The sequence below is a fragment of the Streptomyces sp. NPDC052043 genome (genome assembly GCF_044548235.1).
In the GTDB taxonomy this organism is placed as follows: Bacteria; Actinomycetota; Actinomycetes; order Streptomycetales; family Streptomycetaceae; genus Streptomyces.
This window is the reverse complement of sequence record NZ_JBIUBT010000001.1, coordinates 894,850-910,077: the sequence shown is the minus strand read 5'-3', so window position 1 is coordinate 910,077 and position 15,228 is coordinate 894,850. Positions and strand designations below refer to the sequence as shown.

Genomic DNA, 15,228 nt, shown 5'->3' with positions numbered 1-15,228 from the left:
TCGATCAGCCGGGCGAGTGCACGTTTCTGAGCCATGTCCATGCTCATGAACGCGATCACGTTAGGAGCCCTCATTCGGGCAGGTCAAGCGCGCAAACCGGCAACACGGGAGCGGATTTCGCGTGTGCGCGACACACTTGACGGGGTACGGCGCAAGTTCATAGCGTGTCCATCCATGTGAATCGTGTCCATACACAGGAACGACCCTCAAGGAGTCCGAGGATGCCCGCTCCCCGCACCGTTCTGCTCACCGGCGCCGCCGGCGGGCTCGGCACCCTGATGCGGGGCCTGCTGCCCGACCTCGGCTACGCGCTGCGCCTGCTGGACATGCGGCCCATCGAGGGCGAGCCGGACGCGATCGTCGCGGACCTCTCCGACCGGGACGCCCTGCGCGAGGCCGTCCGGGGCGTCGACGCGATCATCCACCTCGCGGGCATCTCCCTGGAAGCCCCCTTCGAGAAGATCCTCAAGGCCAACATCGAGGGGACCTACCACCTGTACGAGGCGGCCCGCGAGGAGGGCGTGCGGCGGATCGTCTTCGCCTCCTCCAACCACGTGGTGGGCCACACCCCGCACCCCGGCCCCGGCGAACCGCCCCTGCCGGTCGAGACCCCGCGCCGCCCGGACACCTTCTACGGCCTGTCCAAGTCCTTCGGCGAGGACCTCGCCCAGTTGTACTGGGACAGGCACGGCCTGGAGACCGTCTCGGTGCGCATCGGCTCCTGCTTCCCCGAGCCGACCAGTGTGCGGATGCTCTCCCTCTGGATGAGCCCCGCCGACTGCGCCCGCCTCCTCCACGCGGCCCTGACCGCCGAGCACGTGGGCCACACCGTCGTGCACGGCGTCTCCGCCAACACCCGCCTGTGGCTGGACCTGTCCGGCGCGCGGGCGCTCGGCTACGAGCCGCAGGACGACTCCGAGCGGTACGCCGAGAAGCTGATCGCCGAGCAGGGCGAGCCCGACCCGGACAACAAGGCCCATGTCTACATCGGCGGCCCGTTCGTGACGGACCCGCCCATCTGGCCTTACTGACGCGGCGGGAAATCGACGCAGTCGAGGACGGGCGGGCACCGAACGGGCCCGCCCGCCCTCGTTTTCGGGCATCCGCGCTGCCCGTTCCCACGCCGCGGGACGCCCCCATGCAGGTCCGAGGCGGGCACTACCCGAGCCGAACGGGCGCAAACGGGCAGGAGCAAACTCAAAACAAGCCTGGTCAGAACCGCGCACCCGCTGTAGAACATCCGGCAAGGGCCACACCGGGCCCGAACGGGCATCGAAACCAGGAAGCGGGTGGTCGACCCATGAGCCACGGGACGGCCGAGGAACGCCAGCGCGAGATCGTGCGGTTGGCGCGTGCGTCCGGATCGGTCGACGTCACCGCGCTCGCCACCGACCTGGGCGTGGCCAAGGAGACCGTACGGCGGGACCTGCGGTCCCTGGAGGACCACGGTCTGGTGCGCCGCACCCACGGAGGCGCCTACCCCGTGGAGAGCGCCGGCTTCGAGACCACCCTGGCCTTCCGCGCCACCAGCCACGTACCCGAGAAGCGCCGGGTGGCGACCGCCGCCGCCGAACTGCTCGGGGACGCCGAAACGGTCTTCGTCGACGAGGGCTTCACCCCGCAGCTCATCGCCGAGGCCCTGCCCCGGGACCGCGCGCTGACCGTGGTCACCGCCTCCCTGCCGGTCGCGGGCGCGCTCGCCGAGACCGGCACCATCTCCGTGCTGCTGCTCGGCGGCCGGGTCCGCTCCGGCACCCTCGCCACCGTGGACCACTGGACGACGAGAATGCTGTCCGGTTTCGTCATCGACCTGGCGTTCATCGGCGCCAACGGCATCTCCCGCGAACACGGTCTGACCACACCCGACCCGGCGGTCAGCGAGGTGAAGGCACAGGCGGTCAGGGCCGCGCGCCGGGTGGTGTTCGCGGGCGTCCACACCAAGTTCGGGGCGGTCAGCTTCTGCCGGTTCGCCGAAGTCGGTGCGCTGGAGGCGATCGTGACGAGCACGCTGCTCCCGGCAACCGAGGCACACCGCTACTCCCTGCTCGGGCCGCAGGTCATCCGGGTCTGACCGCCGAGCCGCCCCGTACCCCGTACCCCGCACAGCCTCACCCCCCACCCGCCCCGCGAGGCGTCCTCGTCCCCCCACAAGTCCCCCTCAGTGTCAACATCTCCTGGAGTACCCATGCGAACCCAGAGCCGACGCTCGCCACGGACCCTCTTCGCCGTGGCGGCGGTAGGGACGCTGATCGCTCCGCTCGCCGCCTGCTCGGGCGCCGGCGGATCCGGATCCGCCGGCGGCAGCTCCGTCAACGTCCTGATGGTGAACAATCCGCAGATGGTGGAGCTGCAGAAGCTGACCGCCGCCCACTTCACCAAGGACACCGGCATCAAGGTGAACTTCACCGTCCTGCCGGAGAACGACGTCCGCGACAAGATCAGTCAGGACTTCGCCAACCAGGCCGGGCAGTACGACGTCGCCACCCTGAGCAACTACGAGATCCCGATCTACGCCAAGAACGGGTGGCTGCACCCCCTGGACGACCACGTCAAGAAGGACACCGCCTTCGACCAGGGCGACATCCTCCCGCCCATGACCAAGGCGCTCACCGCGGACGACGGCAAGCTGTACGGCGAGCCGTTCTACGGCGAGTCCTCCTTCCTGATGTACCGCAAGGACGTCCTGGAGAAGGAGGGGCTCTCCATGCCGGAGAAGCCCACCTGGAAGCAGGTCGCCGAGCTGGCCGCCAAGATCGACGGCTCGACGCCCGGCATGAAGGGCATCTGCCTGCGCGGCCTGCCCGGCTGGGGCGAGGTCATCGCGCCGCTGACCACGGTGGTCAACACCTACGGCGGCACCTGGTTCGACAAGGACTGGAAGGCCCGGCTGGACTCCAAGGAGTTCAAGGAGGCCACCCAGTTCTACGTCGACCTGGTCCGCAAGCACGGCGAGGCCGGTGCCGCCCAGTCCGGCTACGCCGAGTGCCTGAACAACATGACCCAGGGCAAGACGGCCATGTGGTACGACGCCACCGCCGGAGCCGGCTCCCTGGAGGCCGACGGCTCCCCGGTCAAGGGCAAGATCGGCTACGCCCCCGCCCCGGTCGAGAAGACCGACGGCTCCGGCTGGCTCTACACCTGGGCGTGGGGCATCCAGAAGGCGTCCAAGAACTCCGAGAACGCCTGGAAGTTCATCTCCTGGGCCTCCGGCAAGGACTACGAGAAGCTCGCCGGCGAGAACGCCGGCTGGTCCAACGTCCCGGCCGGCAAGCGCGCCTCGACCTACGACATCCCGCAGTACCGCAAGGAGGCCGCCGCGTTCGCGGACGTCACCCGGGACGCCATCGCGAACGCCAAGCCCGAGGACCCGGGCGTGCAGCCCCGGCCCGCGCCCGGCATCCAGTTCGTCGGCATCCCCGAGTTCACCGACCTGGGCACCAAGGTCTCCCAGGAGATCAGCTCCGCCATCGCCGGACGCCAGTCGGTGGACAGCGCTCTGACGAAGTCCCAGAAGCTCGCCGAGGCAGTCGCCGCGAAGTACGAGGGATCATGACCCTGACGTCACCGGCCCGCGCCGCCGCCGTCCCCGGACGGCCGGCGGCCCGGCGCCCGAACCGCATGCGCGCCTGGGTCACCCGGGCTCCCCTGCTGCCGGCGCTGGTCTTCATGATCGTCGTCACCCAGCTGCCCTTCGTGGCCACCCTGGTGATCTCGTTCCTCGACTGGAACGCGCTCTACCCCGACCGGCGCCGCTTCGCCGGATTCGCCAACTACGGCAAGGTGCTGAGCGACCCCGAGCTGCGCAGTTCGGTGTGGACGACCATCCTGCTGACCGTCACCGTGGTGCTGGTCAGCCTGCTGCTCGGCCTGCTGCTCGCGCTGCTCCTCGACCGTCGCTTCCGCGGCCGGGCCGCCGTGCGCACCATGCTCATCGCGCCGTTCCTGCTGGTGCCGATCGCCGCCGCGCTGATGTGGAAGCACCTGCTGTTCAACCCGGAGTACGGGCTGTTCAACGGCATCCTGCACGCCGTCGGCGGGAACGGGGCGGTCCAGCCGGACTGGATCTCCGACATGCCGCTGATGGCGGTGGAGGCCGCGCTGATCTGGCAGTGGACCCCGTTCATGATGCTGATCCTGCTGGCCGGGCTGCAGAGCCGCGACTCACAACTGCTCGAGGCGGCCAGGATGGACGGTGCGAGCAACTGGCAGATCTTCGTGCACATCACCCTGCCGCATCTGCGCCGCTACCTCGAACTCGGCGTGCTGCTCGGCTCGATCTACATCGTGCAGAACTTCGACGCGGTGTTCACCATCACCTCCGGCGGCCTGGGCACCGCGAACCTGCCGTACACGATCTACCAGACCTTCTACCAGGCGCACGAGAACGGGCTCGCCTCCGCGGCCGGCGTCGTCGTCGTGATCGGCTCGATCATCCTGGCGACCTTCGCGCTGCGCGTGGTGTCGTCGCTGTTCCGTGAGGAGGTGTCCCGCTGATGGCCACCGTCGCCACCACCCCGCGGTACGGCAACCCGCGCGGCCGGTTCCGGGGGGCGGCCCTGGGCGTCGTCGCCTGGCTGGCCGGACTCGTGTTCGTGCTGCCCCTGCTCTGGATGGTCCTGACGTCCTTCCACTCCGAGGCGGACGCGGCGACCAACCCGCCGTCGGTGGCCGCCGCGCTGACGCTGGACGGCTACCGGCAGTTCTTCGGGCTGACCGGCGGGGCCAGTCCCTGGCCCGCGCTGATCAACTCCATGACCGCCTCGCTGGTCTCCACCCTGCTGACCCTCCTCCTCGCGCTGCCCGCCGCGTACGCGCTGTCCATCCGGCCGGTGAAGAAGTGGACCGACGTCCTGTTCTTCTTCCTGTCCACCAAGATGCTGCCCCTGGTGGCCGGCCTGCTGCCGATCTACCTGTTCGCGAAGAACACCGGCCTGCTCGACAACATCTGGGCACTGGTCATCCTCTACACGGCCATGAACCTGCCGATCGCGGTCTGGATGATGCAGTCCTTCCTGTCCGAGGTCCCGGTCGCGATCATCGAGGCAGCCCAGATCGACGGCGCCCGACTACCGACCGTGCTGGGCCGCGTGGTCGCCCCGATCGCCCTGCCCGGCATCGCGGCGACCGCCCTGATCTGCTTCATCTTCAGCTGGAACGAGCTGATGTTCGCGCGGGTCCTCACGGGTGTGGTCGCCGAGACCGCCCCCGTCTTCCTCACCACCTTCATCACCAGCCAGGGCCTGTTCCTGGCCAAGGTGTGCGCCGCGTCGCTCGTCATCTCCCTGCCGGTACTCGCCGCGGGGTTCGCCGCCCAGGACAAACTGGTCCAGGGCCTGTCGTTGGGAGCCGTCAAATGAAGGCCGCCGTCATCGAGTCCGTGGGCCGCGCCGTCGTCACCGAGGTCCCCGACCCGACGCCGGGACCGCGCGAGGTGGTCGTCGAGGTGGCGGCCTGCGGGCTGTGCGGCACCGATCTGCACATCCTCCAGGGCGAGTTCGCGCCCAAGCTGCCGATCGTGCCCGGGCACGAGTTCGCCGGCGAGGTGGCCGCGGTCGGCACGCAGGTCACGGAGGTGTCGGTCGGCGACCGGGTGGCGGTCGACCCGTCGCTGTACTGCTACGAGTGCCGCTACTGCCGCGACGGGCACAACAACCTGTGCGAGCGGTGGGCCGCGATCGGCGTGACCACCGCGGGCGGCGCCGCCCAGTACGCCGTGGCCCCGGTCGCCAACTGCGTCAAACTGCCCGAACACGTCCGCACCGAGGACGCGGCCCTGATCGAGCCGCTGTCGTGCGCCGTCCGCGGCTACGACGTGCTGCGCTCCCGCCTGGGCGCGCACGTGCTGATCTACGGCTCCGGGACCATGGGCCTGATGATGCTGGAGCTGGCCAAGCGGACCGGCGCGGCCAGCGTGGACGTGGTCGACGTGAACCCGGCCCGTCTGGAGACGGCCCGGCAGCTGGGCGTGTCGGCGTCCGCGGCGAACGCGGACGAGCTGGACCGGCCGCAGGGCTGGGACGTGGTGGTCGACGCGACCGGCAACGCGGCCGCGATCCAGGACGGCCTGGACCGGGTGACCAAGGCGGGCACGTTCCTCCAGTTCGGGGTGGCCGACTACGCGACCCGGGTGATGATCGACCCGTACCGGATCTACAACCAGGAACTGACCATCACCGGTTCCATGGCCGTACTCCACAGCTACGAGCGGGCGGCCGAGTTGTTCGCCAACGGGGTGCTGGATCCCGATGTCTTCATCAGCGACCGTCTGCCTCTCGACGAGTACCCCCAAGCGCTGGACCAGTTCGCGTCCGGGGTCGGTCGGAAGATCGTGGTCGTGCCGTAGCGAGGACCGGCCGGCCCGGGGCCGGAGAGGGCGTTCCCCCGTTCGCCGGGTAAGGGAACGGCAAAGCGCCCTCGGTCGTTACCTCCCACATGACAGCTATGACCCCCGGCTCGAACATCCCTCTGGCCGCCGCGCGTGTGACGGTGGACGTCGCCGCTCCGGTGCGGCTGGACGTATCGGGCCTGCTGCTCACCGCCGACGGCAAGGTGCGCTCGGACGACGACTTCATCTTCTACAACCAGCCGTCCGGGCCGGGCGTCACCTACCGTTCGGGCGGCGGCAGCGCGCCCGACGCGATCACCGTGGACACCGCCGCGGTGCCGCCGGGCATCGAGAAGATCGTGGTCACCGCCAGCCCGGACGCCGCCGGGCAGACCTTCCAGGGCATCGAGCCCACGGCCACCGTCCGCGACGCGGACGACGGCTCGGTGCTGGCCACGTTCACCCCGCCGCGGCTCGGCGCCGAGACGGCACTGGTGATCGTGGAGATCTATCTGCGCGGCGGCCAGTGGAAGGCGCGGGCCGTCGGCCAGGGATACGCCGACGGACTCGCGGGCATCGCCACCGACTTCGGCGTGACGGTGGAGGAACCGGCCCCCGCCCCGGCGGCCCCGCCGCAGCCGGTCGTCCCGCCGCGGCCGCTCACCCCGCCGCCCCCGCCGCCCACGGCGCCCGCCGCGCAGTTCCCGACCTCCGCTCCTCCGCCGCCTCCGGTCCCGCCGGCCGCCGTGCCCGCTCCCGGCACCGGGAAGGTCAACCTGGACAAGGGCCGGGTCAGCCTCCAGAAGAACCAGACCGTGTCCCTGGTCAAGGGCGGCCGCCCGCTGCTCGCCCGGGTCAAGATGGGCCTCGGCTGGGAACCGGCGTACCACGGCGCCGACATCGACCTGGACGCCTCCGTCATCGCCTACGGCCCGCAGCGCAACCACATCGACAGCTGCTACTTCGGCAAGCTCACCATCCTGAACGGCGCCGTGAAGCACTCCGGCGACAACCTCACGGGCGAGGGCGCGGGCGACGACGAGGTGATCGTGGTCGACCTCGGGCGTCTGTCCAAGGAGGTGACCGGTCTGGTGTTCACCGTGAACTCCTTCTCGGGCCAGAAGTTCACCGAGGTCGCCAAGGCCTACTGCCGTCTGGTGGACGCCACCACCGAGGAGGAGCTGGTCCGCTTCGACCTCACCCACGCCGAGCCGCAGACCGGGGTGATGATGGCCAAACTCGTCCGGCAGTTCACCGGCGAATGGGAGATGACGGCCCTGGGCGACTTCGTCAAGGCCCGCACCGTACGGAACATGGTGAAGCCCGCGGCCGAGGCGCTGTAGGACAGAATTCGCCTGTCGAAGTCATTTCACCGGAGGACGAACCACACATGATCACGCTGACGAAAGAAGACGGCCCGGCGGACCTGGACGGTGTGACCCACATGTCCATCGGTGTGTCCTGGGACCCCACCGGGGGCACCTCCGGCGGGGTCATGGGCATGCTCCGCCGCAAGATGGGCACCGACCTCGACCTGATCGCCATCGCCATGCAGGGCGCCGACCCGGTACGCCTGGCGGGCCTGGACTCGCTGGACCCCATGGGCAACGGCTCGCTGCTGCACAGCGGCGACAACCAGACCGGCCGGGGCGACGGCGACGACGAGACGGTGACGGTCGAGTTCGCCCGGATACCGCAGAACATCACCTCGATCGTGTTCATCGCCGCGGCGTTCAAGAAGGGAAGCTCCTTCCAGAAGGCGCGCAACATCAGCTTCAAGGTCTACGACGCGACCGGGGGCACCTCGCAGCAGGTCGCCGACATCTGGCCGAGCCTGCTCACCCAGGACAACGGCTGCGCCCTGGCCAAGGCCATGCGGGTCGGCGGCTCCTGGAAGCTCGAGGTGATCAACGAGACGGGGAAGATCAAGCAGGGCGACGAGCACGCCCTGATGCGCTTCGCCGTCAGCAAATGACGAGACACGGCACCTTCCCGAACGGCCGCGGCCCGCACGGCGCCGCGGCCCTCGGACAACCGCCCCATGACCGACCGTCACGGACCACGACCGGTCATCACAGGCCACAGCCGCTCCATGACCGGAGGTCGCAGGTCACGGTCGGCCCAAGACCAGCGGTCACGGATCACGGCCGATCCATGACCAGTGGCCCCAGGCCGCAGTCGGCCCTGCGCTGACCGGCGCCCGTCGGCCGCCTGGCCGTGCGCTCCGCCCCGCGGAGCGCCGCCGGGCGCGCGCCGTGTTCGCCCGCCTCCGGCGCCGCCCAGCGCAGCCCGTGCACGGAACCGCGTCTCAACCGCCGTGCGCGGAGCGGGCCTTGAACGCCGCCTTGCGGGCTTCCTTGGCGGTCTTCTTGTCCGGGTGCAGCCGGCCCATCGCCTCCAGCACGTCCGCCGTCTGCGGATGGTCCACCCGCCAGGCCGCCGCGAAGAAGCCGCTGTGCTGCTCGGCGAGCCCCTCGACGAGGGCGTGCAGTTCCTCGGAGTCGCCCTCGGCCGCCAGTTGCGCGGCCACCGTGTCGATGGTCAGCCAGAAGATCATCGCCTGGGACGGCGCCGGCACGTCGGCCAGGCCGCGCTCGGTCAGCCAGACCCGGGCAAGACCGCCCAGTTCGGCGTCGTCGAGCACCTCCCGCAGCGCCGGTTCGGCCTCGGCGCCGACCAGGGACAGGGCCTGCTGGCAGCGCAGCCGCCGCAGCGGCGCGCCCGCGTCCGCGCCGCGCGCCGCGGCGAGCAGTTCCCGGGCGGCGGACAGCGGTTCGCGGCTCGCCAGCCACTGCTCGGTCTCCGCGTGCGTGGCCGCGGGGGGAAACCCGGCGGTGCCGTCGAGCAGCGCGTCGGCCCCCTTGTCCGCGAACTCGCCGATCACCGGCGCCCGGCAGCCGGCCTCCAGCAGCCGGGTCCGCAGCCCGTGCAGTCCGAGCGGGGTCAGCCGCACCATGCCGTAGCGGGCGACGTCCACCTCCTCGACCGGCGTCGACGGCTCGCTCTCGGCCTCCGCCATCAACTCCTCGTCCACCGGCCGGTACACGACCAGGCCCGTCGGCTCCAGCAGCCGGAACTGGTCGTCCAGCCGCATCATCGCCTCGGAGACCTGCTCCAGTATGTCGTTGGTGGGCTCCCCCATGTCGCTGGGCACGATCATGGAGGCGGCGAGCACGGGGAGCGGCACCGGACCGCCGCCGGCCCCGTCCGCGTCGGCCGTCAGCCGGTAGAGGTTGGCGAGCACCCCGTCGAGGAACTCCCCCTCCGCCTCGGGATCCCAGTCCAGTCCGGAGAGGTCGACCGCGCCGCCCCGGCCCACCGCTTCGACCAGCGCGTCCAGATCGGGCACGCTCGCGTCGGCCAGCACGGTCTCGAGGGCGTTCGACCACACCGTGAGCACGTCGCGCGGCGAGCCGCCGGTCAGCAGATCCAGGTCGGGGCCGGGCGCGACGGCGCCCTCGTCCTCGTCCTCGATCCGGACGAGCCCGGTGTCCAGGGCGACCCGCCAGGCCTCGCTCACCCCGGCCGCCGCGTCGTCCCCGCTCAGGCCGAGCACCTCGGCCGCGGCGGGCAGCTGCTCCTCCGCCAGCCCGCCGTCGGCGTCGACCCGCGTCCCGGCTCCGGCCCAGCGCGCGAGCCGCGCGGCGCGGGACAGCAGGGGTGTGGCGAGCGCGTCGCGGGCCAACTCCGGTTCGGAGGCGAGCCGCACCGGCGGGAACGAGGACCTGTCTGACATCGGCTGGTTTCTCCTAGCGCACCTGGCTGCCCAGTGGGTCGGACACCCGCATGGCATGAAGCCTGACGACTTGCCGCCCAGCCTAGACGGATTTCCACCGATGCCGTGCTGTTCATTTTCCCGTCAGCCGACGTACACGACAGAGACCTTGACATCGGATGTGATCCCACAGCAGATTTTACGCGCGTAGACAAGCGGCGGGCAGCCGACACCGCTGCCCGCCGACCGCTGTCCACACGCGCGACCCGCGCTCCACGCCGGCGTTCGTCCCGGCGATCCGCAACACCCCCGGAGGGATCCCCCCTTGCCCAGCAAGTCCCGCACGCGCCTCGTCGCGCTGTCCGTCGCCGTCGTCGCCTCTGCGACCTCCGCGATCGTCCTCACCTCCCCCGCGCACGCCGACACCGTGCACATTCACGACATCCAGGGCACGACCCGGATATCGCAGTACGCCAACCAGCAGGTCACGGACGTGCCCGGAATCGTCACCGCCGTGCGCGCCTACGGTTCCTCCAAGGGCTTCTGGCTGCAGGACCCGAACCCGGACAACGACCCGGCCACCAGCGAGGGCCTCTTCGTCTTCACCAGCTCCACCCCGACGGTCGCCGTCGGCGACTCCGTCACCGTCTCCGGCACGGTCTCCCAGTACGCTCCGGGCGGCGCCGCCTCCGGCTACCAGACGGTGACCGAGATCACCAAGCCGACGGTCAAGGTCGTGTCCAGCGGCAACAAGCTCCCGGCGCCGGTAGTGATCGACGCGAAGTCGGTGCCGGCCGCGTACGCCCCGGCCGGCGACCCCGCCGCGAAGAACTCGATCAACGCTCTGCCCCTGCAGCCGTCGAAGTACGCCCTGGACTACTACAAGTCCCTGGAGGGCATGCGGGTCCAGGTCTCCGACGCCCGTGTGGTCGGCCCCTCCAACGCCTACGCCGAGATGTGGGTCACGGTGAAGCCGGGCGAGAACCCCAGCCCCCACGGCGGCACGGTCTACGGCTCCTACGACACCCCGAACACCGGCCGCGTGCAGATCCAGACGCTGGGCGACGCCGCCGACTTCCCCCAGGCGAACGTCGGTGACACCCTCGCCGGCACCACCACCGGCCCGCTGGACTACAACCAGTTCGGCGGTTACACGATCGTCGCCAACGAGCTCGGCACGCTCAAGAGCGGTGGCCTGCAGCGTGCGACGGCCAAGAAGCAGACGCCCGGCGAGCTCTCGGTGGCCACCTACAACGTCGAGAACCTCGACCCGTCCGACAACACCTTCGACGAGCACGCCGCCGCGATCGTGCACAACCTCCAGTCGCCCGACATCGTGTCCCTGGAGGAGATCCAGGACAACAACGGTGCCGTCGACGACGGCACGGTCGACGCGTCCGTGACGATGAAGAAGCTGACCGACGCGATCGTCGCGGCCGGCGGCCCGAAGTACGACTGGCGCTCGATCAACCCGGTCAACAACCAGGACGGCGGCGAGCCCGGCGGCAACATCCGCCAGGTGTTCCTGTTCAACCCCGAGCGGGTCTCCTTCACCGACCGCGCGGGCGGCGACTCCACCACCGCCGTCGGTGTCACCAAGGTGAACGGCAACAAGCCGGCCCTGACGGTTTCCCCGGGCCGGATCAACCCGACCAGCGCCGCGTGGAAGACCAGCCGCAAGCCGCTGGCCGGCGAGTTCTCCTTCCGTGGCCGGACGGTCTTCGTGATCGCCAACCACTTCGCCTCCAAGGGCGGCGACTTCGACCTGACCTCGCAGTACCAGCCCGCGCCGCGCAGCTCCGAGGTCCAGCGCCACCTTCAGGCCGCCGAGGTGAACACCTTCGTCAAGGACATCCTGAAGATCGACAAGAACGCGGACGTCGTCACGCTCGGCGACATGAACGACTTCGAGTTCTCCGACACCGCGAAGATCCTCGAGGGCGACGGCGAGCTGTGGTCGGCGATCAAGTCGCTGCCCAAGAACGAGCGTTACACCTACAACTACAACGGCAACGAGCAGGTTCTGGACCAGATCCTGATCAGCCCGGCGCTCAAGCGCGGCGGCAACTTCGAGTACGAGAGCGTGCACATCAACTCGGAGTTCCACGACCAGATCAGCGACCACGACCCGCAGCTGATCCGTCTGCACCCGTAACCGGGTAGTGGCTCAGGGCTGGCTGAACACCCCGTTCAGCCAGCCCTGCCAGGCGGCTTCGGTCGCCTTGGCGTCGGCGTCCGGCGCGAAGTCGTGGACGCTGACACCGACCGGGGCGCCCCAGTGGTTGCGGCCGAAGAGGCGAACGAGGGCGCCGTCGGTGCGCAGCCCGATGAAGTACGGGTTGCGGTAGTCGAGTACCGCCTCGAACGTCCGGGGCCCGCGGACGGACACCCGCGCACCCGTGGCCGTGTCGTCGGTGAGCCCGAGGGCCCGGCCCACGGCCGTGAAGGCGTCGGGGGCGGTGGACGCCTCCGGCCCGGCCAGGGTCGCGAAGGCCGCCGGGCGCGGCGCGAAGTGCGTCAGGTACTCGCGCAGGGTGTGCAGATAGAAGTCGGTGTGCCGGTTCGCGCCGTCGTACTGGTTGTCCCAGTCGTCGGTGAAGATGCCGCTGTGCACGTACCGGACCCAAGCGCGGCGGCCGCCGTCGCGCGGTTCGACGGTGTGGTCGAGCTGGTTGAGCGACTGGGTCGGCATGCCCGTGTTCTCGCTGCGGTTGGTGTAGCGGTGCGGCGGGTCCCAGGCGGTGACCGTGGACCCGAAGGGTCCGGCGCCGCCCACCCGGGGCTCCGGCGGCTCCATCGGCCACAGATATCCACCGGTACCGGTCGTGATCGCCTCCCACACCTCCTGCGGGGTGGCGTCGACCTCAAACTCACGGACGATCTCGAATTCCTTGGACATGACGGCTCCTGCTCGGTGACGGTCGGACTCGGTGACGGTCGGACTCAATGACGGTCGGGCTCGGTGACGGTCGGGGGGTTAGCGGGCGCCAGGCTCCACGGCGGGCGCTTCCACGGCGGACGTGGCCTGCTCCTTGAGCGTGGGATGGAGGGCGACGACGATCCGGTGGTCGCGTCCGCCCTCGGCGTCCGGGGCGTCGTACTTGCGGACCAGGGCGGTGACGCCGGCCGTCAGCTCCTCGACGAACGCGGCCCGGTCGGCGGCCGAGGCGAAGCGGACCTCGCCGTCCAGCGCGTAGGTCGCCAGCCGCTTGCGGGCCCTGGCCGCGCCGGTGATCAGCGAGCCGACGTCGCGCACCAGCCGGGCGCCGAGGGCGAGCAGCCAGCGCGCGGAGAGCTGGTCGCGGAAGCGGTCCGGGTCGGGCTGCACGGAGGCCAGGGCCAGCGGGGAGATGACGTACGACGCGGCGGTCGCGCGCATCAGCCGCTCGGTGACGTTGCCCTTGCGGCGCTCACCGGCCAGCTCGACGAGTCCGTGCCGCTCCAGCGTCTTGAGGTGGTAGTTCACCTTCTGCCGGGGCAGGCCGACCGTGCCGGCCAGCATGGCGGCGGAGGCCGGGCCGGCCGCCAGTTCGGCGAGCAGCCTGGCCCTGGTGGGGTCCAGGGAGACGGCTGCGGCCTCGGGGTCCTCGATCACGGTGACGTCCAGCATGGGCCCCACCCTTCCACCGAAAACTTTTTTTGTCCAGACGAGGCGAGTTTTCGGCGGGTCGGCCACCCCGACGCAGTCGGCACGGGACCGGCGCAGGAAAAGGCCGCCCCCACCTCTCGGGTGTGGGCGGCCTCGGATGAGCCGGTGGCCCCGGGCCCCGGTGGCCCCGATGCTCGACTCCCGGAGCGGACGACCTCAGCGGTGGCGGCCGCTCCGGATCAGCACTCCGACTGCCACCAGCGCCGCGCCTGCCTCGCCTGTCGCGCCTGCCGGCCGCGCCGGATCAGCAGCCCGGCCGCCACCAGCGCCGACCCTGCCACGAGCGAGAGCACCAACGGGCGCGGATTGCGGCGGTACACCTGGACCGCGTTGCTCACCGGGGCCCGCTCCTGGAGCGTCTGCCCGGCCCGGCTCGCCCTCTCCTGGGCCTGGTGGCCGGTTCGGGTGGCCCTCTCCTGGACGGCATGCCCGGCCTGCGTCGCGGAGCTGCGCAGCTGGACCGTCATGGCGCCCGCCTTGTCCTTCAGGTCGGCCGCGCGGGCCCTCGCACGACCCTTGACATCCGCCTTGGCGGCCAGTTCCTGGACCGTGTCGCCCAGCTGACTCCTGGTCTGCTCGATCTGATACCTCAGTTCATCGGGGCCCTTCGCCCCGGCGGGCGGGGTGAAGCCGCCGCCACCCTGTGTCCTGTCCGTCATCGGTGGTGCGCCCTTTCCTTGATCGCCTCGACGTCGGCCCTGACACTGCCGATCATCTCCTCCGGCACGGGCCGTGCGCCGCGGCGCAGCTGGGCGCGGCCGACCAGGGCCAGCACGCCCGCGATCACGAACAGCAAGCCCGCAATGATGAGCGCCGAGGCCCACACGGGCAGCACCAGCGCGAGGGCGGCGGCGGCCGCGCCGGCGAGCACGATCAGCCCGACATAGCCGAGGGCTCCCGCCGCGCCGAGCATTTCGCCGCCGCGCCCCATGCGGCGCCCCTTCTCGGTCAGCTCCATTTTGGCCAGGGTCAGTTCCTGCCGTACGAGCTGAGAAAGCTGTTCGGTGGCCCGATGGACGAGTTCGCCCACCGAATGCTCACCCACCGAAGGTTCGACCTGCGGACGTTCCTCCACAGAAGGTTCGGCGGGGAACCGCTCAGCCACCGAAGGTTCGACAGGTGAACGTTCATCCACCATGCGGTCGCCCGCCGAGCGGTCTCGCGCTGGGCGGCGCTTGTCGCGCGTAGGCCTCACATCGATCGTCCCGGTCACGGTGTCCGCCTCCTCTCGGTCCGGACCACCCGGGTACCCAGGGACACCTGCGCCTATCCCTGGCCAGGGCCACCGGACCCGCGCTCGCCGAGCCGGGCCAACTGGGTCTGCAACCAGTCCAGGCGCGCCTGCAACAGAGCGGCCTCCGCGACGAGTTCGGGAACTCCCAGCCCTTCGGGCCCGCTGGACGGGCCGGGGGCGGCGAACGTCGTGGGGGGGGGGGGGCGGGCCGGGGGCCCCCCCCCCCCCCCCCCCCCCCCCCCCCCCCCCCCCGCGCCCCCCCCGCCCCCCCCCGGGCCCGCGAAACCCCCCAGTGGGCCCCCCAA

General features: G+C 70.8%; 14 protein-coding genes. 9 read left to right on the top strand and 5 right to left on the bottom strand.

Annotation, left to right across the window (positions count from 1 at the left end; all coding sequences use genetic code 11):
• The first annotated feature begins 221 nt into the window (after positions 1-221).
• The 8 genes from ACIHCX_RS04320 (at position 222) to ACIHCX_RS04285 (ending at position 8,300) form a co-directional block, all read left to right on the top strand.
• Positions 222-1,031: an NAD-dependent epimerase/dehydratase family protein gene (locus ACIHCX_RS04320; protein WP_400026383.1), complete on the top strand. Its 810-nt coding sequence runs from the start codon at positions 222-224 to the stop codon at positions 1,029-1,031.
• A 269-nt stretch (positions 1,032-1,300) separates the two neighbouring features.
• Complete coding sequence (locus ACIHCX_RS04315) at positions 1,301-2,071, top strand: DeoR/GlpR family DNA-binding transcription regulator (protein ID WP_400026382.1); 771 nt, start codon at positions 1,301-1,303, stop codon at positions 2,069-2,071.
• 114 nt (positions 2,072-2,185) lie between these two features.
• On the top strand, positions 2,186-3,553 hold the full coding sequence (locus ACIHCX_RS04310; RefSeq protein ID WP_400026381.1) for an ABC transporter substrate-binding protein: 1,368 nt from the start codon (positions 2,186-2,188) through the stop codon (positions 3,551-3,553).
• Positions 3,550-4,494: a carbohydrate ABC transporter permease gene (locus tag ACIHCX_RS04305; RefSeq protein WP_400026379.1), complete on the top strand. Its 945-nt coding sequence runs from the start codon at positions 3,550-3,552 to the stop codon at positions 4,492-4,494. The genes ACIHCX_RS04310 and ACIHCX_RS04305 overlap by 4 nt, the downstream gene beginning before the upstream one ends.
• On the top strand, positions 4,494-5,357 hold the full coding sequence (locus ACIHCX_RS04300) for a carbohydrate ABC transporter permease (RefSeq protein ID WP_400026377.1): 864 nt from the start codon (positions 4,494-4,496) through the stop codon (positions 5,355-5,357). The genes ACIHCX_RS04305 and ACIHCX_RS04300 overlap by 1 nt, the downstream gene beginning before the upstream one ends.
• Positions 5,354-6,343, top strand: coding sequence for a zinc-dependent alcohol dehydrogenase family protein (locus ACIHCX_RS04295; RefSeq protein ID WP_400026375.1), 990 nt, complete (start codon positions 5,354-5,356; stop codon positions 6,341-6,343). Before ACIHCX_RS04300 ends, ACIHCX_RS04295 begins: the two co-directional genes overlap by 4 nt.
• Before the next feature lie 98 nt (positions 6,344-6,441).
• Positions 6,442-7,668 (top strand): TerD family protein, encoded by a 1,227-nt coding sequence (locus ACIHCX_RS04290; protein WP_400026613.1) that lies wholly within the window; start codon positions 6,442-6,444, stop codon positions 7,666-7,668.
• A 47-nt stretch (positions 7,669-7,715) separates the two neighbouring features.
• On the top strand, positions 7,716-8,300 hold the full coding sequence (locus tag ACIHCX_RS04285; RefSeq protein ID WP_400026373.1) for a TerD family protein: 585 nt from the start codon (positions 7,716-7,718) through the stop codon (positions 8,298-8,300).
• Between the two features lie 333 nt (positions 8,301-8,633).
• On the opposite strand, the gene ACIHCX_RS04280 is transcribed toward ACIHCX_RS04285, so the two are convergent.
• Positions 8,634-10,061, bottom strand: a complete 1,428-nt coding sequence (locus tag ACIHCX_RS04280; protein WP_400026371.1) for a hypothetical protein — start codon at positions 10,059-10,061, stop codon at positions 8,634-8,636.
• Between the two features lie 304 nt (positions 10,062-10,365).
• Here ACIHCX_RS04280 and ACIHCX_RS04275 point away from each other — a divergent pair, with 304 nt between their 5' ends.
• Positions 10,366-12,195 (top strand): endonuclease/exonuclease/phosphatase family protein, encoded by a 1,830-nt coding sequence (locus tag ACIHCX_RS04275; protein ID WP_400026369.1) that lies wholly within the window; start codon positions 10,366-10,368, stop codon positions 12,193-12,195.
• Between the two features lie 12 nt (positions 12,196-12,207).
• Here ACIHCX_RS04275 and ACIHCX_RS04270 read toward each other — a convergent pair whose 3' ends face one another.
• From ACIHCX_RS04270 to ACIHCX_RS04255, 4 genes are all read right to left on the bottom strand, one after another.
• Complete coding sequence (locus tag ACIHCX_RS04270; RefSeq protein WP_400026367.1) at positions 12,208-12,939, bottom strand: SRPBCC domain-containing protein; 732 nt, start codon at positions 12,937-12,939, stop codon at positions 12,208-12,210.
• A 78-nt stretch (positions 12,940-13,017) separates the two neighbouring features.
• Positions 13,018-13,650: an ArsR/SmtB family transcription factor gene (locus tag ACIHCX_RS04265; RefSeq protein ID WP_400026365.1), complete on the bottom strand. Its 633-nt coding sequence runs from the start codon at positions 13,648-13,650 to the stop codon at positions 13,018-13,020.
• Between the two features lie 218 nt (positions 13,651-13,868).
• Positions 13,869-14,348 (bottom strand): DUF3618 domain-containing protein, encoded by a 480-nt coding sequence (locus ACIHCX_RS04260; protein WP_400026364.1) that lies wholly within the window; start codon positions 14,346-14,348, stop codon positions 13,869-13,871.
• Positions 14,345-14,827, bottom strand: a complete 483-nt coding sequence (locus tag ACIHCX_RS04255) for a phage holin family protein (RefSeq protein ID WP_400026612.1) — start codon at positions 14,825-14,827, stop codon at positions 14,345-14,347. The genes ACIHCX_RS04260 and ACIHCX_RS04255 overlap by 4 nt, the downstream gene beginning before the upstream one ends.
• Positions 14,828-15,228 lie beyond the last annotated feature (401 nt).